The organism is Moritella yayanosii (genome assembly GCF_900465055.1).
Classification (GTDB): domain Bacteria; phylum Pseudomonadota; class Gammaproteobacteria; order Enterobacterales; family Moritellaceae; genus Moritella; species Moritella yayanosii.
This window is the reverse complement of the sequence record NZ_LS483250.1, coordinates 1937706-1956322: the sequence shown is the minus strand read 5'-3', so window position 1 is coordinate 1956322 and position 18617 is coordinate 1937706. Positions and strand designations below refer to the sequence as shown.

12 protein-coding genes and 1 riboswitch are annotated in these 18617 nt (G+C 42.5%); of the genes, 6 read left to right on the top strand and 6 right to left on the bottom strand.

Annotated elements, in window-relative coordinates; all coding sequences use genetic code 11:
• Window positions 1–14 precede the first annotated feature (14 nt).
• Window positions 15–1019 carry a 23S rRNA pseudouridine(2605) synthase RluB gene (gene rluB, locus MORIYA_RS08850; RefSeq protein WP_112714454.1) on the top strand — a complete coding sequence of 335 codons (1005 nt, stop codon included), beginning with the start codon at window positions 15–17 and terminating at the stop codon, window positions 1017–1019.
• A 99-nt stretch (window positions 1020–1118) separates the two neighbouring features.
• Here the strand turns inward: rluB and MORIYA_RS08845 are convergent, their stop codons facing one another.
• A complete protein-coding gene (locus tag MORIYA_RS08845) occupies window positions 1119–3608 on the bottom strand; it encodes a bifunctional diguanylate cyclase/phosphodiesterase (protein ID WP_112714452.1) in 2490 nt (829 codons plus the stop codon).
• A 309-nt stretch (window positions 3609–3917) separates the two neighbouring features.
• On the opposite strand from MORIYA_RS08845, the gene nhaD reads away from it, so the two are divergent.
• On the top strand, window positions 3918–5357 hold the full coding sequence (gene nhaD, locus MORIYA_RS08840) for a sodium:proton antiporter NhaD (RefSeq protein WP_112714450.1): 1440 nt from the start codon (window positions 3918–3920) through the stop codon (window positions 5355–5357).
• A 98-nt stretch (window positions 5358–5455) separates the two neighbouring features.
• Here the strand turns inward: nhaD and MORIYA_RS08835 are convergent, their stop codons facing one another.
• Window positions 5456–7600, bottom strand: a complete 2145-nt coding sequence (locus tag MORIYA_RS08835) for an MFS transporter (protein ID WP_112714448.1) — start codon at window positions 7598–7600, stop codon at window positions 5456–5458.
• A 169-nt stretch (window positions 7601–7769) separates the two neighbouring features.
• Here MORIYA_RS08835 and MORIYA_RS08830 point away from each other — a divergent pair, with 169 nt between their 5' ends.
• Window positions 7770–10220 (top strand): DNA polymerase II, encoded by a 2451-nt coding sequence (locus tag MORIYA_RS08830; protein ID WP_112714446.1) that lies wholly within the window; start codon window positions 7770–7772, stop codon window positions 10218–10220.
• Window positions 10221–10387: 167 nt separating this feature from the next.
• Here MORIYA_RS08830 and MORIYA_RS08825 read toward each other — a convergent pair whose 3' ends face one another.
• A complete protein-coding gene (locus MORIYA_RS08825) occupies window positions 10388–11014 on the bottom strand; it encodes an arylesterase (RefSeq protein WP_112714444.1) in 627 nt (208 codons plus the stop codon).
• Between MORIYA_RS08825 and MORIYA_RS08820 the strand changes: the two genes are divergently transcribed.
• The 3 genes from MORIYA_RS08820 (at window position 11013) to MORIYA_RS08810 (ending at window position 15382) form a co-directional block, all read left to right on the top strand.
• Complete coding sequence (locus MORIYA_RS08820; protein WP_112714442.1) at window positions 11013–11831, top strand: ABC transporter ATP-binding protein; 819 nt, start codon at window positions 11013–11015, stop codon at window positions 11829–11831. The two genes, MORIYA_RS08825 and MORIYA_RS08820, sit on opposite strands and share 2 nt — an antisense overlap.
• The gene (locus MORIYA_RS08815; RefSeq protein ID WP_112714440.1) at window positions 11828–14344 is read left to right on the top strand and encodes an ABC transporter permease; all 2517 of its coding nucleotides are present in this window, start codon (window positions 11828–11830) and stop codon (window positions 14342–14344) included. The genes MORIYA_RS08820 and MORIYA_RS08815 overlap by 4 nt, the downstream gene beginning before the upstream one ends.
• A gap of 99 nt (window positions 14345–14443) precedes the next feature.
• Window positions 14444–15382 (top strand): DUF4382 domain-containing protein, encoded by a 939-nt coding sequence (locus MORIYA_RS08810; protein ID WP_232011572.1) that lies wholly within the window; start codon window positions 14444–14446, stop codon window positions 15380–15382.
• A 96-nt stretch (window positions 15383–15478) separates the two neighbouring features.
• On the opposite strand, the gene ribB is transcribed toward MORIYA_RS08810, so the two are convergent.
• The 3 genes from ribB to MORIYA_RS08795 form a co-directional block, all read right to left on the bottom strand.
• Window positions 15479–16132 carry a 3,4-dihydroxy-2-butanone-4-phosphate synthase gene (gene ribB, locus MORIYA_RS08805; RefSeq protein ID WP_112714436.1) on the bottom strand — a complete coding sequence of 218 codons (654 nt, stop codon included), beginning with the start codon at window positions 16130–16132 and terminating at the stop codon, window positions 15479–15481.
• A 109-nt stretch (window positions 16133–16241) separates the two neighbouring features.
• Window positions 16242–16514: riboswitch (FMN riboswitch) on the bottom strand.
• A gap of 407 nt (window positions 16515–16921) precedes the next feature.
• Window positions 16922–17251, bottom strand: a complete 330-nt coding sequence (gene yciH, locus MORIYA_RS08800; protein ID WP_112714434.1) for a stress response translation initiation inhibitor YciH — start codon at window positions 17249–17251, stop codon at window positions 16922–16924.
• A 142-nt stretch (window positions 17252–17393) separates the two neighbouring features.
• The gene (locus MORIYA_RS08795; protein ID WP_112714432.1) at window positions 17394–18617 is read right to left on the bottom strand and encodes an ROK family protein; all 1224 of its coding nucleotides are present in this window, start codon (window positions 18615–18617) and stop codon (window positions 17394–17396) included.

Here is an 18617-nt window from a genome sequence, read left to right as displayed (position 1 = left end):
ATTTAGGAAAACTGATGAGTGAAAAGCTACAGAAAGTACTAGCACGTGCTGGTTTAGGTTCCCGTCGTGAGATGGAAGCTGTGATCGCAGAAGGCCGTGTCAGCGTTAATGGTGAAATTGTGACATTGGGTAGCCGTGTTGAAGAAACGGATAAAATACGTTTAGACGGTAATCCGGTAAACGTGATCAAAGCAGAAGACGCAGTATGCCGTATTCTTGCATACCATAAGCCTGAAGGTGAGTTATGTACGCGTAAAGATCCAGAAGGTCGTAAGACTGTATTTGATCGTCTACCGCCACTTAAGAGTGGTCGTTGGATCGCGATTGGTCGTCTCGATATCAACACATCGGGCTTATTACTCTTTACTACAGATGGTGAGCTAGCAAACCGTCTGATGCACCCGAGTCACGAAGTAGAACGTGAATATTCTTGTCGGATTTTCGGTGAAGTAACGCCAAAAATCATTCAAAACCTGCGTATGGGTGTTGAGCTAGAAGACGGTCCTGCCAAGTTCCAAAAAATTAAAGGTGTTGCTGCTGGTACGGGTGGTGAAGGTCTTAACCAATGGTACAATGTATTGTTGAGTGAAGGTCGTAACCGTGAAGTACGTCGTTTATGGGAATCTCAAGGTATTCAGGTAAGCCGTCTTATCCGTATCCGTTATGGTTCTTTAGTACTTGATCGCCGTTTACCACGTGGTGGCTGGTCAGAGTTAGCACTTGAAGAAATCAACTATTTACGTACCCTGGTTTCATTACCACTAGAAACAACAGCGCGTAGCTTAGAGCGTAAAGAAACACGTATTCGTCAAGGCCGTATCCGTCGTTCATTGAAAAACAATGACGCACGTCAAAAGCCGACTAGAAGCGGTCGATTGGGTAAAGAAATTGAAGAAACTAATGAACCTCGTGGTAAAGGTCGTACTAAGCCTACGGGTTCTGGTATACCGATCCACAAGGGTCGGAAAGGCCCAACTAAACTGCGTAGTCCTAAAGCGAAAAAACGTACGCGTATCTAATTACACGTTTTAAGTACAACGCTTTGGTTATAACAGAATAGACTTTACTGCTAACGCGTTAACCTTGCTATCTAATGGATACAGGGTTAACGCGTTTTTTTATGCCTCATGACTAATTCGACTCGTTTGATAACTTGCCATGAGAGCCGTCAATGAAAGTGGTCGGTCAAAGTAATAGCCTTGAACTAAGTCACAACGATAATGACGAAGATGGTCATACTGCTCTTTTGTTTCAACCCCTTCGGCGATCACCGTTAAATCACAGAATTGACCAATGGCGATGATTGTTTTTACTAACGATTCACTTTGGTCATTGGTCAGTAATTTATCAATAAATGAACGATCAATTTTTATTTCATCGATTGGCAGGTTGCTCAAGTAGCTTAATGATGAGTAGCCAGTACCAAAGTCATCCAGTGACAACTTCATCCCACTGTCGCGGATAGATTGCAAAACGGGCTGTACTTTAGCTAAATCGTTAATCAGCACATTTTCTGTGATCTCTAACGTAACGAGGCGGTTATCAACGGCCATTTCATGAGTGAGATTAATCACATTGCTGACAAAGTCGGGTTCCATCAATTGCTTAGGTGAAATATTAATGGATAGGTGCAATTGAGTATTGCTGCAATTATTAAACTGTAAAATATCTTGTAACGATTTTTTAATGACAAAATTACCGATGTCGTTGATTATACCCACATCTTCAGCCACTTGAATAAACTCTACAGGTGAAACATGTCCAAGTTTGGGATTGTACCAACGCACTAATGCTTCAACGCCGTAAATCAGTCCTGTGGCAGCATTAATTTGTGGCTGATAAAGCACATCTAGTTCATTATTCGCTATCGCTAAATGTAATTCAGATTCGAGTAATAGATCACGTTGTACTTGGGTATTGATAGTGTCATTAAAAAATAAAAAGTGGCCCTTTTGCTGTGATTTTGATTTATACAGGACGATATCAGCCTTACTAATTAGCTGCTCGCTGGCATCACCATCATCTGGATACATAGCTACACCGATACTGCAACTGGAGTAAATTGATTTACCATTAATAACAAAGTGTTGTTTGAAGATCTCGGATATGCGTTTTGCTTTTCTCTCTGCATCGGCCAAATTGTCTAGCTCTGGGAAGCAAAAAATAAATTCGTCGCCACCAAAACGAGCTACACTGTCACCTGCAGATAACATCTGATTAAATATAGTGCCGAGTCTCGCGAGTAATTGATCGCCAACAGAATGACCATATAGATCATTTATTTTCTTAAAATCATCGAGATCGACAAACATCAGTGCTAATTTATTATTGTTTTTCTTTGAGAGAGCAATGCCTTGTTCTATTTGAATATCGAGTAATATTCGGTTTGGCAGTTTCGTCAACGAATCGTGTAATGCTTGATATTGCAATTGCTCTTTAACTTTATTTAATTCAGAAAAATCGGTGCTAATTTGTTTTTCGTACAAGGCAAAACGACGGCCTAAATAATTAGCTAAGAAAAGCGACAAGGTAACAAAAAATAAAGTGACGAATAAACTTAGCCATAAAATGTCGGATAACTGATCCTTATGTTGTTGGCTAATCACTTTTTCACGTGTGGTAAGGTAATTTTCTATTTCGCTAATATAGACCCCTGAGCCGATTGCCCATTCCCAGTCTGATAACCCGACAATATAGCTAATTTTATCTGCGGGTTTAGCGGTGCTTGGCATCACTGCACTGGTATAATACAGGTAGTCCTCCCCCTGCTTAGCCACATCTATAATGCTCTTAATTGTTTTAAGTGATTGATTGTTAGGGTTGCTATTTTTTTTGTGGTCTTTTGTGTAATGCGTTAAATAGTTACCTTGATAATCGATAACAAAAATATAACGATTGGTGCCATAATCTATCTGTGAAATGCGCTGTAATAGACGTTGTTTAATGTCATTTTCTACATCTATTACATATTCACCTGTACCGATGAACCAATCATAAGGTGAAAAATGTTTACTAAAACCAATTTTTTCAAAATCTTTATTTTTGTTCTGTGGTTTTTCAAACCACCATCGGGAGAAACCTTCGCCCTTACTTTTCGCTAACTGTCCCATGTTACGGACAACGTAGTTCCCCTTTATATCCTGATAATCCCACTTTGAAGTTCCCTCGATTACAGGCAGTGTCGAGTGCATGATATTAAGACCATTGGTTTTATAAATGAAATAATAACCACGTCCTTGGTTAAAGCGAATACTTCTCAAGGCGTCGGTAATTAATTTAGTTACTTGGACTTCGGATTTATGTTTATTTGCTTCATAAATGGTCGTAGCAATGCGATGGGCCTGATACACACGTGCTTTAATTTCTTTTTTTAATAAGGCTCTAGTACTGTTTTTTTCGTAATTTATTTGCTGAACAAGCTGCTTAACCTGAGACGTTACTAACTCTTTTTCTGTTTTTATAAAATCTTGGCGAAGTGTTTTTATATCATCTTTCAGTGTTGCTCGATTATTGCTAATAATAATCACGTTAACCAAGCTAGCGAAGATAATGACAATGATAGGGGGAATTATTTTTATCAACCGCAGTATTTTAAGATCTTGAGTCATTTGTATTGAATAGCTTACAGTTGATTAGGAGAACTTAGCAATATAATAAAAACGGATATAAAAAGAAAGGTGTTCTGGCTTAATAAAATCAGAAAACTACTCTTTTTTGGCTAGAACAGGTTGGTTTTTCTACAATATCTTGACGTAGGAACCAATTGTCTGAATCAGCGTTGTTTAATGTATCGCTAGCTGCGAGCCACTGGGGAATTATTAATTACTTCACCAAAATCGATTTTGCTAATAGCATAAAACAATTTATTAACATACATTATACAGGTTTTTATCATTTGGAGAGGGAAGGCACATAACATGGCAATGAAGCTTATTTTAGTTATTTTGTTTGGATTGGCACCTGCAACGTTTGCGTTTGCATCCGGTGGCAGTGGGGAAATCGTTGATCTCACTACGTCCCGAATAGGCTATTTTGCTGTAATTATCTTTACCTGCGCATACTTGCTGGTAATGGCGGAAGAGCACTTACATTTACGAAAATCAAAACCTGTGCTGGTGGCGGCGGGTATTATTTGGTCGCTGATTGGTTGGCACTATGCTAGCTTAGGCATGTCAGATATAGCCGAGGCCGCATTTAGGCATAACCTGTTAGAGTATGCCGAACTATTGCTGTTCTTACTGGTTGCGATGACTTATATCAATGCGATGGAAGAGCGTCAGTTATTTGATGCACTGCGCAGTTGGATGTTAGGTAAAGGTCTCGATCTGAGGGGCTTATTTTGGCTAACCGGTATTCTCGCATTCTTTATCTCACCGATTGCCGATAACTTAACCACGGCTCTGCTTATGTGTGCGGTGGTAATGAAAGTGGCAGGGGAAGACAAGAAGTTTATTAACCTTGCTTGTATTAATATCGTAGTTGCCGCGAATGCGGGTGGTGCGTTCAGCCCATTTGGTGATATTACAACCCTGATGGTATGGCAAAAGGGCATGGTTGAATTTAATGAGTTCGCTGCGTTATTCTTACCATCGGTGGTTAACTTCATCGTACCTGCGACGATCATGACGTTCTTCATTCCTAAAAATGCCAAGTTATCTGGTGTAAAAGAAGCAGTACATACCAAGCGTGGAGCCAAACGTATTGTGTTGTTATTCCTGTTGACTGTTGCATCTGCGGTTGCGGCGCACAGCGTGTTACACATGCCACCAGTATTAGGCATGATGACAGGTCTGGGTTATCTGCAATTCTTCGGTTACTTCTTGCGTAAAACGCTGCCAATCTCGTTAGAGCGTAAACGTGCGAAAGCTGAATTAGCGAATGATGAAAAAACCTTAGAACAGCTCGGTAGTGTCGTGCCATTTGATGTTTTCAGCAAGGTTGCTAAAGCCGAATGGGATACCTTGTTATTCTTCTACGGCGTGATCATGTGTGTGGGCGGTTTAGGCTTTATGGGTTATCTCAGTCTGGCTTCTGGCATCATGTACGGCACGTGGGACACCACGGTTGCCAACGTTACAATCGGTCTGTTATCGGCGGTTGTGGATAATATTCCGGTGATGTTTGCGGTATTAAGCATGCAACCTGATATGTCACTGGGGCAATGGTTATTAGTGACGTTAACAGCGGGCGTGGGCGGTAGTTTACTGTCTATCGGTTCTGCCGCTGGTGTGGCGCTGATGGGTCAAGCACGTGGACTGTATACGTTTGCAGGACACTTACGTTGGACGCCCGTGATTGCACTGGGTTACATCGCGTCGATTCTTTGCCATTTATGGCTGAATGACGCGTTGTTTTAATTTGTAATGTTAAGCTAACACTAACCAAATACATTGTGTTTGGTTAGTGTTTTTTATTTCGGTATCAACTCTTTTTTAGTCTGTTTTAACTCTAGTTATTAACTATTCTTATCCATCTCATCTGCTTGCGTCTGTACTGCGTATTGCAATTGTGCTTCTAGCGCATCATGCTCTGGTTTATCCTTGATCGACATACTCAAATCACTGTCATCGAACACATCAGAACATTGTAAGATCTCGACCATGTCTGAAGCGATGTCTGGGACAGAACCAATCATGGTACTGGCAATATCAACGGCGTATTCCGGAATAGTGTCAGCAATTTGAGTGACGTATTCATTGACCGCCGTTTCAATATTAGCGGTGGTATCCCCGGGTGTTGCTTGCTCTGCTTCGATAAGATTTGTCACATAGGCCTCGGCCACTACGTTCGATGACTCTGGTAAGGCTTCAGATACCGCTAAGGCTAACTCGGCAGACTGCTCTGGCGATACATCGGTTAAACGGCTATACAGCTCAGCTGCGGTCTGTTCAGACGCAGCTGCAGTACGATCAACAGGACGCATTTCATCTAACAAGTTAGATAGATTAGTCATGTATTGGTCGGTCATTTCTAATAATTCTTCAGGGTATTCTTCAACCATATTCTCGGCTGCTAATTCAATCATATCAATGCCGTTGTCTGGCATTGAGTTAGCAATGGCAACCACAATATTAGTAAATTGGTCTGGATATTCGGTGGTGATCCAGTCAACTAATTCATCCGCTTGTTCAGGCGATGCATTGGTTAATGCTTCGGCAATATGAATGCTCATTTCGGGTGCGGCAGCGGTGATCGATTGATACAGTCGACTGATATCAATTTCATCAATGGTACTTAATGCTGCGGCTAGGTTTGAGGCATTATTCGGATCGCGTATCGCCAATGATTTTGCCATGTTGACCGCTGCGGCTGGGTTTTTAGCGGCTAAACTTATCGCTACTTCGACTTCTGAGGTTTGTTCAAAAGAAGGTTGGGCATATTGAGTTCGAGGATCCAGTTCTGATGCCACTCCAGATGGGGTTTGCATGATGAAGTTTTCTTGTGCATCGCGCGGTAATGCTGGCTGCTTGAACATATTACCAATGATCAACGCCAGTAACGTCATGGCCGTGATGCTAATAAATGCAAATAATGCGGCACTGCCAAACATGTCCATGACGATAGCCGCGAGATTGGGTCCCAGAATACTGCCCAGTGCGTAAATGACTAGCAAGGCGCCCATTGCCGCAAGGATCTGCTCTCTTAATACTTTATCGAAGGTTTCTGCCATGCTTATAGGGTAGAGGCAAGCAGTTAGCCCCATCACGACAGAAATCGTTAACAAAGTGAGATTAAATTGCGATGAATTAATCAGTTGCGGTACCAATAAAGACAACACAGCAATGGTTAACACCATACCAATCATGGTTTTACGACGGTCAAAACGGTCGGATAAATAGGCTATTGGATATTGAAAAACGATGGCGCCAAAGATAGATGCCCCCATGAAGATGGATAAATTGAAACCTTGAATACCATTATCACTGGCAAAGATAGGCAACATGTTGACTAAACCGGCATATAGAAACCCGCCATAAAAACAACAGATCACCCCGAGTGGTGACAGTTTTATAATGGTCATTAAGGACATGGACTGACTGTCTTCAATCTGCGGACCTTGTTGCTTGCTGATGACAATAGGGGTGATAGAAAGACTAAACAGAATACCGGAGATAACAAACAAGGTGACATCGGTGACGGGTGCCACGTTTAACAAAAATTGCCCAGAGAATAGCGCAGACATGATCATCATCTGGTTAATCGATAATATTCGTCCACGGTTTTCTTCTGTGGCGCTATGACTTAACCAGCTATCGAGTGTGGCGTTGGCACAGGCGATGCAAAACCCAGTCAGTATGCGCATCGCGGCTAGCATTAATGGTTCTGGATACAGACCTGAAAGTAAGATAGCCACCGAGGTTAAGCTACCGCACATGGCAAATATGCGAATGTGACCAACCCGTTGTAATAGCGTGCGACTATAGATAGCACCCAGTAAGAAGCCCACTGACAGCATAGATAAGATGATACCTATGTTCTCGACGCTGATACCGTCATGTTGCATGCGTACAGGCAATAGGATATTACTCAAACCATAACCAAGCATGAGCAAGAAGCCACTAATGAGCAGTAATATGAAAGGTTTAAGGGTTGTGATCACAGGCGTATTCTCTTATCGATTTAATCTAAAGTTATTGATTTTTCATAGTAAGCTTTATAACATACAATCAACAAATTATGATATCCGATTACGTCTTTGTGTAAATATTTTCACGCTTCTAAAAATGCTGTACACTTAACCAGTCTTAAACTACTTTTTCTGGTTAATTTTGTCAGCTACATATCTGGGTTTTTTATTATCGCGCCATAGCCGTGATCGTAATGGGTACAATGAATTAAGTTACTGGTTAGCATCTGAAATGGGTGCGGTTAAATTGATCCCAGCAACCCAACCGCTGGTGATGTTCATTCCTCAAGATCAACTGACCACAGCCTTAGCTTGTTTAAGTGAATTGAACCCGCGTTTTACTTATAAAGATCTGAAAATGCGCAGTTTTGATTTAGAATTCATGAGTGCCTTTTATTTCCGCACCTCGCATGACTTTCACCGTGCACAAGAGTTATTGAGACGTAAGCTGGTCACGGTTTTAGAAGCAGACATTCGCCCAGCAGAACGTTACTTAATGGAGCGGTTTGTTAAAGGGGCGGTTGAGTTCACGGGTACGCCAGTGCAACGCAAAGGGTATGTTGAATTGCAACAAGCACAGCTTAAACCTGCGGCATTACCAGACAACTTAGTTGACAAAATTAAACAGATCTCATTGGATATAGAATGCTCAGAACACGGTGAACTGTACGCTATTGGTTTGTATTCATTTAGCCCTGCTTATTGCCCTGACGGCCAGCCTTTTAAACGGGTATACATGATTGGCGAAGCACCTGAGAAAGACGTAGCGCAAGATCCCGAAAGCGAGCTGTTAATCCATTGGGTTGCTGACGAAAAAAGTTTATTACTGGCATTGCAAGCCTTTGTGATCAGTTATGATCCCGACATCTTTATTGGCTGGAACGTGATTAACTTTGATTTCCGTTTATTAGCCCAACGTGCCACATTCCATAACCTTAAATTAGCGCTGGGTCGCGGTGGTCAAAACCTGCATTGGCGTGACGGCCGGACCCCACAACAACAAGGCTTTTTAACCTTACATGGTCGGGTAGTGGTTGATGGCATTGATAGTCTAAAAACCGCCACCTATAACTTCCCCAGCTTTAGTTTAGAAAATGTGGCGCAAGAAATACTCGGTGTTGGTAAAGATACTGATGATGTTGATAATCGCATGGAACAGATCAACCACGACTTTCATTTTAACAAGGTCAAGCTAGCAAAATACAACCTGCAAGATTGCGTATTAGTGTGGGATATTTTTGTTAAAACCCGATTGTTGGATTTCTTGTTATTACGCTCGCAGTTAACCGGATTAGAATTAGATCGTAACGGTGGCTCGGTAATGGCGTTCACCAATGTGTATCTGCCTAAGTTACACCGCGCTGGTTATATCGCCCCTAATCTACGTGAGAGTGGGGTAATGGCAAGCCCTGGCGGTTATGTGATGGACTCCTTCCCGGGTTTGTATGATCACGTGATCGTACTGGATTTTAAGAGTCTGTATCCGTCGATTATCCGCACGTTCAAAATTGATCCAGTGGGACTGTTAGAAGGCGTGCAAAACCCAACTGAAGCAATCCCCGGATTTCGTGGTGGGTTGTTTGATCGGAATAAACATTACTTGCCCGATATTATTACCGAACTGTGGGCGCAGCGTGATCAAGCCAAACGTGACAACGATGCCGCCCGTTCGCAAGCCATTAAGATCTTAATGAATTCGTTTTATGGGGTATTAGGATCCGGAGGTTGTCGTTTTTATGATACCCGTTTAGCCTCGTCGATCACCATGCGTGGGCAAGAGATCATGCAAACTACAGCAAAGTGGATCGAAGAGCAGGGATATAAAGTGATTTACGGTGATACCGATTCCACGTTTGTATTACTCGATGCGGCTAAATTTACCGACGGTTATAGTGGGTCGTCAGCTGATCGCGGTTTACAAGCCGACCGCATGGGTGCAGAACTGTCGGCGTATATTAATCAACAATGGCAGCAACTATTACGTGAAGATTACGATATCGATTGTTTCTTAGATATTGAATACGAAGTGCATTATCACAAGTTCTTAATGCCCACCATCCGTGGTTTGGATAAAGGCAGTAAAAAACGTTATGCCGGATTAGTGCATACTAAAGACGGGGAAAAGCTGATCTTTAAAGGGCTGGAAACCGTACGCACCGATTGGACAGATTTAGCTAAGATGTTCCAGATGGAGTTATACCATCGGGTATTCCATAATATTGCGGTCGAAGATTACGTGCTGGAAATTGTCGAGAAAACCTTAGCGGGTGAATTTAACGACAAGCTGGTTTACCGTAAACGTTTGCGCCAAGAATTAGCGCTATATGTGAAAAACGTGCCGCCCCACGTAAAAGCAGCGCGCGCCGCCGATGAAAAAAATCGTCAATTAGGGCAACCGTTACGTTATCAACATAAAGCATGGATCAGTTATGTGCTCACCCTGAATGGCCCTGAAGCGGTCGAGCATCAACATTCAGTCTTGGATTTTGAACATTATATTGAAAAACAAATTAAACCCATTGCCGATGGTATCTTGCCATTTATTGGCTTGAGCTTTGATTTGATAACCGATCAGCAAATGGGATTATTTTAATCCTGACAGTACTTTACCTGCATTTGTGCAACTTACCCTGACACATCAATATAAACTGGTTTATCTTGATGTGTTACTCAGTGATGAGTAATAGCGATAAACCAGTATGTCTTAGCATCAGTTCATGCAGGTTTTGGAACCGACTTGTTCGTGACAGATTGTTGGGGTTAGTTTCGTTCTTGATAAATAGCCGCTAGCTGCTTTGACATGATATCGGCAATTTTAGCTTGGGCGGTGCGGTTGGGGTGAATACCGTCATTTTGCATCAGGCTTGGATCTACGGCGATCGTTTCCATGAAAAACGGCAACACGGTAATGTCTTTTTCACTGCCAACTTGGGTAAATACATCGGTAAACATTTTACTGTAGCGTGGGCCATAATTAGGTGGAATACGAATACTCATCACATACACGGGAATATTCTGCGCGTGTGCGAGATCAACCATTTGCGTCAGGTTACTTTTGATTAACTTAGGCGGAAAACCACGTAAACCGTCATTACCACCGAGTTCGATGATCAGTGCATCAATTGATTGCTTAGCCAAAATTCCCGGTAAGCGAGACAGGCCGCCTGCGGTAGTCTCACCACTGATACTGGCATTGATAATGTTATACGGGGCATTTTGCTTGGCTAACTGTTGATTAAGCAGGGTTACCCAGCCTTCATTTTGTGTCATACCATAACTGGCACTAAGGCTGTCACCCAATAACAAAATTTTATGGTTAGCTGTGGCATGTGCTGCAGATAACAAGATAACCATCAATAATAATACTTTAAAGGCATTTTTAAACATGAAGCTAAATTCCGACGTTATATTAAAAGTAAGTGCCTTAACTAAATCAGTTAAAACAGAGGCTAAAACCCTCGATATCTTATATCCGATGGATTTAACTGTGGTAGCAGGTGATTCATTAGCGATTGTTGGCGCGTCTGGCTCAGGTAAGTCTACCCTATTGTCTATTATAGCGGGGCTAGATTTACCGTCGAGCGGTGAAGTTTTTCTAAAAAATCAGCCCTTGCACCAATTTAATGAAGAGCAACGCAGTGCGGTTCGCGCGAAACATGTTGGGTTTATTTTTCAGCAGTTCTTATTAATCAATAGTTTAACCGCGTTGGAAAATATCATGTTACCGGCAGAGTTAGCAGGTATGGATAACGCTGAACAATTAGCGCGAGAATTATTAGCCAAAGTCGACTTAGTCGATAGAGCCGAGCATTTCCCGTCACAGCTTTCTGGTGGTGAGCAACAGCGTGTGGCGATTGCGCGTGCGTTTATTTCTAAACCAGATATTTTATTTGCCGATGAGCCAACGGGTAACTTAGACACTAAAACTGGAACTCACATTGCAGATTTGTTGTTTGAAATTAATAAGCAGCAGGGTACCACCTTGATATTAGTGACCCATGATCCGAAATTAGCGGCGCGTTGTCAGCGTCAAGTGATCATGGAAAGTGGCCAGCTAAGTGAAGCCAATGTTACGCCAGTAATTGCCGAGACGGTCGTTACAGAAGCTGTCTTTACACAATCAGTGGCGGCAGAGCCTTCAATTAAAAACCCTGTAGTTACCGAACCTTCAGCCACAAAACAGCCGCTGAGTGAGTCATTATGAGTTATTGGCGCATTCATTCCCTGCGTTTATTAAAACACGAATTAAAGCGCGGTGAACTGACTATTATCTTGCTGGCAATCGTACTGGCAGTGTCTGCGGTATTTGCCTTGTCTGGTTTTTCTAGCCGGGTTAAGCAAGCATTAACGGCTGAGAGTAGTATTTTTATTGCGGCCGACCGAGTATTGGATACCGGCAGTGTCATTGATCCTGCGGTATTAGCCAAAGCGACCAGTTTAGAATTAATCCAAGCCCAGCAGATCCAAATGTCATCCATGGTGTTTACCGACGAAAAGATGGCGCTCGCGGCCTTGTCTGCCGTTTCGGCCAATTACCCACTACGCGGTGAATTATTGGTGAGTCCGTCGTTAGATGCCACGCAAGCGGTAGCATCTAACTCGCCCAAATCCGGCGAGGCTTGGTTAGAGGCGAAGGGATTAAGGCAGTTAGATATTAAGCTTGGCGATAGCATTGAGGTTGGGGTGAAGCGTTTTAAAGTCACCGGGATTATTACCCAAATACCGGATGCCTCTTTTAGTGTGTTTAGTTCGGGTCTTGTGGTGTTTATTAATGCTCAAGACATACAGAAGACAGAATTAATCCAACCCGGTAGCCGATTAAGTTATAAATACCTGTTCGCCGGAGAAGCCGACAATATCACTGCATTTGAGCAATGGTTTAAACCACAGTTGACTGATAACCAACGTTGGTATGATATCAAATCACAAAACTCACCCTTAGCGAGAGCGTTAACCAAAGCGGATAAATACTTATCATTAACCAGTATGCTCGGTATTGTTTTAGCATCTGTTGCTGTCGCGGTGGCAAGTCGTCGTTATAGTCAGCGCCATCAATCCGTGGTCGCGGTATTTAAAGCGATGGGCGCATCCAAGGGTTATGTGACTAAGCTGTATTGTCTGCATTGGTCGCTGCTCAGTGTACTGAGTATCAGTTTAGGGCTGGTTGTGGGTTATTTGATATTGAATATGGGCTTGTATGCTATGCGCGATTATCTGGATACCTCGACCACCGGAAATATGGCCTATCCTTTCTTAGTCGCGATTGTTACCGGCATCATTTGCGCCGTTGCGTTTGCGATCACGCCATTAAGAGAGTTGGTAAACACTTCGCCTATGACCCTGTTACGTGGCAGTGATAATGGTGCCAATACCAGTTTATTCACGCGGTTAATGAATCCTGTACCGTCGTTATTGGCTATTTTTACTTTATTGTATTTATTTAGTCAAGATGCAGTACTCAGTGCAGCGTTATTAATTGGCGGTATGCTGGTAGCATTCGTGTTGTTAGTGATTGGTCGCTTGTTTATGTCAGCAGGACGTTCTGCAGGTAGTAAGGCGGGTAAGTCATGGCATTTAGCATTAGCTAATTTAAAACGTCGTGCTAATGAAAATGCGGTGCAATTAATCAGTTTTACCATCGCTATTCAGTTGTTATTAATTATCGTGGTCATGAAGAATGGCCTGATTGATGATTGGCAGAAGCAATTGCCCGATAACAGTGCCAACCGATTTTTAGTCAATATTAGCGCTAGCCAAGTCGAGCCAGTGGACAATTTTGTGGCTGCGTTAGGCATAGAATCCAGTGGTCTTTTTCCTGTGGTTCGCGGTCGGTTAACCAAAATTAATGATGACCAAGTGACCAAACGTGTAAGCAAGGAAGAAACCAAGTCTGCTGATAATGGTCGTCGTGGGGTGGGGCGTGAGTTAAACCTGACGTGGCGAGATGCATTACCTTATGAAAACAGTTTAGTTGCAGGCAGCTGGTGGCAACCAGAAGACACCCGCGCGTTAGTGTCTATCGAATCGACATTAGCAGATAAGTTAGATGTCGCGGTCGGGGATAACTTAACCTTCCAGTTGGGCAGTGAAGAAGTAGTCGTGCTGGTGAGCAGTATTCGTAACGTGAACTGGCAAACGCTGCAGCCTAACTTTTACATGATCTTCAACCAACATGTGCTGGCGGACTTCCCTGCGACCTATATTTCCTCGTTATATGTGCCGGACGATGCGAAAGATGCATTACAGGATTTCTTAACGCAATATCCAACCATTACCTTGATTGATGTGGATGCCATTATTACCCAATTAAGAAGCGTGATAGGGCAGGTGTCGATTGCGATTGAGTTTATTTTGGTGCTGGTGGTACTCGCGGGCAGCTTAGTGTTGGTGGCACAGGTACAAGCTAGTATGGAAGAACGTGAGCGTGAACTCGCTATTTTACGTACGCTTGGCGCGAGTGGCCGCTTACTGCGTAATAGTGTGTTGTTTGAATTTGTGGCTTTGGGCGCACTGGCTGGGTTAATGGCAAGTATTGCCATGGAGCTGGGCGTGTATATTTTACAAAGCCGTATCTTTGAGATGCCGGGTACTTTCCACTTTGAGTATTGGCTGTTAGGGATAGGTGCAGGCGCGATCTTTGTCGGCCTGATTGGTTTGCTTAGTTGCTGGCGTTTATTGAATATGTCGAGTGTGACGTTAATTAGACGGACCATGTAGAGGATTAGGTAACGGGCTATGCAACGGCGATGACTGTTACTATGAGATATTCGTCACACTAAGGTCTATAGTTAATTTACAATTGATTTATAGACGGTGATGTGTGTGAAATTAGCTAAAGTTCTGTTAACAGCCTCTCTTCCTTTATTCCTCACAGCCTGTAGTGATAGCGATTCTAATCCGCATCCTAGGGTTGATTTTTCGGTTTCTGATGCACCAGTTGAAGGGTTATCAGCTGTGGTTATTGCTTTTGATCGGCTTGAGTTTATTCATGCTGACGGCGAACGTACTTTTCATGATATAGCAGGTTATGAACAAATTAACTTATTAGAGTATCCCGACACTCAATCGGCATTGATCATTAGTGATATAGCATTACGTACTGGTGAATATAAAAACCTCATCATCCATATTAAACCTGATCAAGATCTAAACTATGTGATCAAAACAGATGCTCTTGGCGTACAAGAAGATTTAAAACAACCCAGTAATAAATTAAAATTAGGTGGTTTTACCGTTACTGATGAAGCTGTGCAGGCATTTACTATTGAATTCGATTTACGCCAATCTCTAGTATTACGTGGTAATAATAATAACAATAGTGGTTATAACCTTAAACCACATGGAGTGACGATTATTGATAATGATGGTGCAGCTTCGCTGAGTGGCAGTGTGGATGAGAGTTTATTTGCCGCAGATAGTTGTGTTGCAACAGGCCATTTTGTCTATTTATATCAAGGTAAAGAGTTAGATGCTGATGATCTGGTTGATAACGTTGATCTGTTAGACGCTGATTTTAACCATATGAATTCGCCTGCAGCTGGTTTCATCGCGCCATATGCGTCAACTGGTCTCGATGACGTTAATGATTTCGCATTTGGTTTCCTTCCAGCGGGTGATTATACTTTAGCGTTTAGCTGTAGTGCGGTTGCGGATGATCCGGTACAGTTTGATGGTTTAACGATACCAGATCCTGTTGACCAGCTAATAGAGATTAGTTTATCGGCCGGTGAACCAGGTTCGCATACGTTTAACTGATAACAGGGTGATGTAATACCAATATGGTTATTAAATGAAGAGGGCACAGCAAGTATTCTTGTGTGCCCTTATTGGTTAATCTACTTGATTTAACTATTAACTTACTTGTTCTAACAGTGCATTACGATAAGTCACAATATCTTCAATGGCTAATACCGGTAAATCGTGCTTTTCACCAAAAGTGATGATCTCAGGTAAACGCGCCATGGTACCGTCTGGATTGGTTACTTCACACAATACCCCAGCGGGTTTTAGCCCGGCTAGTTTCATTAAATCGATAGTGCCTTCGGTATGGCCGCGACGGGTTAATACACCACCCGGTTGTGCGCGTAGCGGGTAAACATGCCCTGGACGGGCCAGATCGCTAGGTACAGCGCCATCTGCAATAGCGGCTTTAATGGTAGTCACACGGTCTGCGGCTGATACGCCCGTTGTAACCCCCACAGCGGCTTCAATACTGACAGTAAACGCAGTGCCGTATTGGCTTGAGTTGTTCTCGACCATAGGTGCCAGTGCTAACTGTTTAACCCGCTCGTCAGGTAAACAAACACACACGATACCACTGCCTTCGCGGATCAGTAATGCCATTTGTGCATTGGTTAATGACTCTGCGGCATACACCATATCGCCTTCATTTTCGCGGTCTTCATCATCAACAACTAAAACCCCTTTGCCTAAACGTAATGCTGTTAGTGCGGTTTCAACTCGCGTGATCGCATCGCCAAAAGGGGAAAGTAAAGACTGATTCATGGTTTAAATCCTTAATATACAACTATATAAAATATTGGGTTCCAGAATCAGGGCGTGCAGAATTTGAGGTGCGTGATTAACCATCGACCAAGGTAGACGTTAACGCATCTTACATTCTCTCTCATCCGGACTTCGACATACTCGATGAATATGTTCATTACCGTCGGCTCTGGACTAGGCTATGAGGCATAGCATTCACCAGATCTGCTGACCCTAAGCGATGACTTTATTAAATCAGGTTATTTTATCAATCAAATAACTGTATTAATAATAGATAGCTTAGGCGCTCGCGGGCTGAAATAGGATTACGATTGCATCTTAATGAATCTTATACCTTATTATTACCGCCGGTGGGGAATTACACCCCGCCCTGAGAATTATATCGAACAGGATAGTATGATCACTGTTGACCTAGTCATGTTGCCTTGATTTGAGATAAATAACAAGTGTTTAAAGTGATGGCCAGTTTAGTGCTGATGTGACTATTCGTAAGAGGGGAACTACAATTAATTTATCGCTGATTTATATCAGTTATCACATGAGGAATAAATGATGAAAAAATTTATGGTGGTCATCGTTATGCTTAGTTTTTTAGTTGGTTGTAGTAATAGCCAGTTGGAGCCAGAGTAGCCCGGTACAACGCAGGGGCGAAGGTATTATTTTGATGGGCGAATATAGATATAACGCAATGCCAAATTGATATCCCCAGCCACTGGGAAACTAGCATAATGACATTATCAATGTGCTATGACGTATAGCACATAATTTTTTTCAATCAGAACACTGCGATTAACCGCCCGCGAGTTTTACGGTATAGCCTTTGTTCTCTAAAAATGCTTTGGCTATATCTCGCTGATCACCTTGGATTTCGATGATGAAATCTTTCACACTGCCGCCAACACCGCTTTTCTTTTTCAATTCTTTGGCGAGTGCTTTTAATTCTTTTTCGGGTAATTCGAGACCGCTAATTGTTGTCGCGCCTTTACCTTTACGACCTTTGGTTTCGCGGCGAATACGCACTATGCCATCACCTTTAGGTGCCGTTTCAACTTGTTTTTCTTCTTTAATACGGCCGCTTTCGGTGGAGAAAACCAGGCGGATATTGTCATCGAAATGCATATCAATACTCATTAGCAATAATTTAAAAGGGTTGTCAGCGTGGCTGAATTGGTCTGATTATAACAAACAAAAATAAAAATGATAACTAAGCAGTGGCAGGGCAACCCAAACGCATTGAAGTCGCTTGGATACAATCACTCAACTAAGCGTCATGCTCATGAATAATATAGTTCAGTAGGCTACCTTCTAATAGTGCTTTGCGGACTAGCGCAACACCAGCCATTGATGGCTCATTCTGAAATTTAGCTTCATTAATCACCAAGTTTGGCACGAAACTACCTAAAGCATGTTGTTGGACCGTGTGCTCTATCATCGGAAAAATGAGTGCCTTTGCAGCCACGATCTCACCTTTGATTAAGACTTTCTGTGGGTTAAACAAGTTAACTATGATTGCAATTGCTTGACCGAGTAATTTACTCACCCGTAGCAGTACCTGTACCGCTAATTCATCACCGTTATTTGCAGCAGTACAAATCGCTTCGATGGTCAAGTTTTCGGGCGAGAGACAGGTTTCATGACCTTGCTTAATTAACCCCTTGATCTGTTTCAGGATAGCTTCATTAGAGGCAATAGTCTCTAAACAACCATGACTGCCACAGTGACAAGGTAAGCCCAGTGGATCAATACGAATATGACCGATTTCACCAACTTGGTTATTGTAGTTAGTAAAGATTTTACCGTTATTAATAATGCCGGAACCGACACCATCATGCACCGACAATAATACGCTGTCTTGGCAATCTTGCGCAGCACCAAAGTATAACTCTGCTAATGATAAAGCTTGGGTGTGGTTAGCAATATACGCTGGCACGTTAAATTCTTCGGTTAACAGTTTAGCGAGTGGAATATCTTTTAGATTGTGTTTTGGTAGATATACAATGGTGCCTGATTCACGGTCGATCAAGCCGGGTGATGTTACCGCAATAGCGATCAGATGTTGTTTATCAGGGTTAATATTAGCGCTAATGAAGTCAGTTATTTGTGCTAATAAAAACGGGACCACATCGTTGTTGGGATCTGAGTCTAAAGCGACTCGGTAATCGGTCAGCTTAGTGCCTGCAATGTCATGCAAGGCGATGGTTAAATTATTACGACCCAGTTTACAACTTAAAAAGATGAACGGATCTATTTCACAGGTGAGTGAGATGGCCGGTCGACCACCCGTAGAGGCTTGTTGTGCAACTTCTTTAATTAACCCCGCCGCCATTAATTGACGTGTCATTTTAGTAATACTTGCAGGCGCTAGCTCGCTAAGTTTTGCTAAATCAACACGTGAAATTTGTTTCTGTTCATCGATAAGGCGATAAACAGAGGCGGTATTGACTTGTTTAATAAATTCAATATTGGCGACTGGGCTATGTTTCAT

Coding starts and splice junctions, on each gene's coding strand:
- rluB (WP_112714454.1), top strand. CDS start 15: ATGAGTGAAAAGCTACAGAAAGTACTAGCACGTGCTGGTTTAGGTTCC.
- MORIYA_RS08845 (WP_112714452.1), bottom strand. CDS start 3,608: ATGACTCAAGATCTTAAAATACTGCGGTTGATAAAAATAATTCCCCCT.
- nhaD (WP_112714450.1), top strand. CDS start 3,918: ATGGCAATGAAGCTTATTTTAGTTATTTTGTTTGGATTGGCACCTGCA.
- MORIYA_RS08820 (WP_112714442.1), top strand. CDS start 11,013: ATGAAGCTAAATTCCGACGTTATATTAAAAGTAAGTGCCTTAACTAAA.
- MORIYA_RS08825 (WP_112714444.1), bottom strand. CDS start 11,014: ATGTTTAAAAATGCCTTTAAAGTATTATTATTGATGGTTATCTTGTTA.
- MORIYA_RS08815 (WP_112714440.1), top strand. CDS start 11,828: ATGAGTTATTGGCGCATTCATTCCCTGCGTTTATTAAAACACGAATTA.
- MORIYA_RS08810 (WP_232011572.1), top strand. CDS start 14,444: ATGTGTGTGAAATTAGCTAAAGTTCTGTTAACAGCCTCTCTTCCTTTA.
- ribB (WP_112714436.1), bottom strand. CDS start 16,132: ATGAATCAGTCTTTACTTTCCCCTTTTGGCGATGCGATCACGCGAGTT.
- yciH (WP_112714434.1), bottom strand. CDS start 17,251: ATGCATTTCGATGACAATATCCGCCTGGTTTTCTCCACCGAAAGCGGC.
- MORIYA_RS08795 (WP_112714432.1), bottom strand. CDS start 18,617: ATGAAACATAGCCCAGTCGCCAATATTGAATTTATTAAACAAGTCAAT.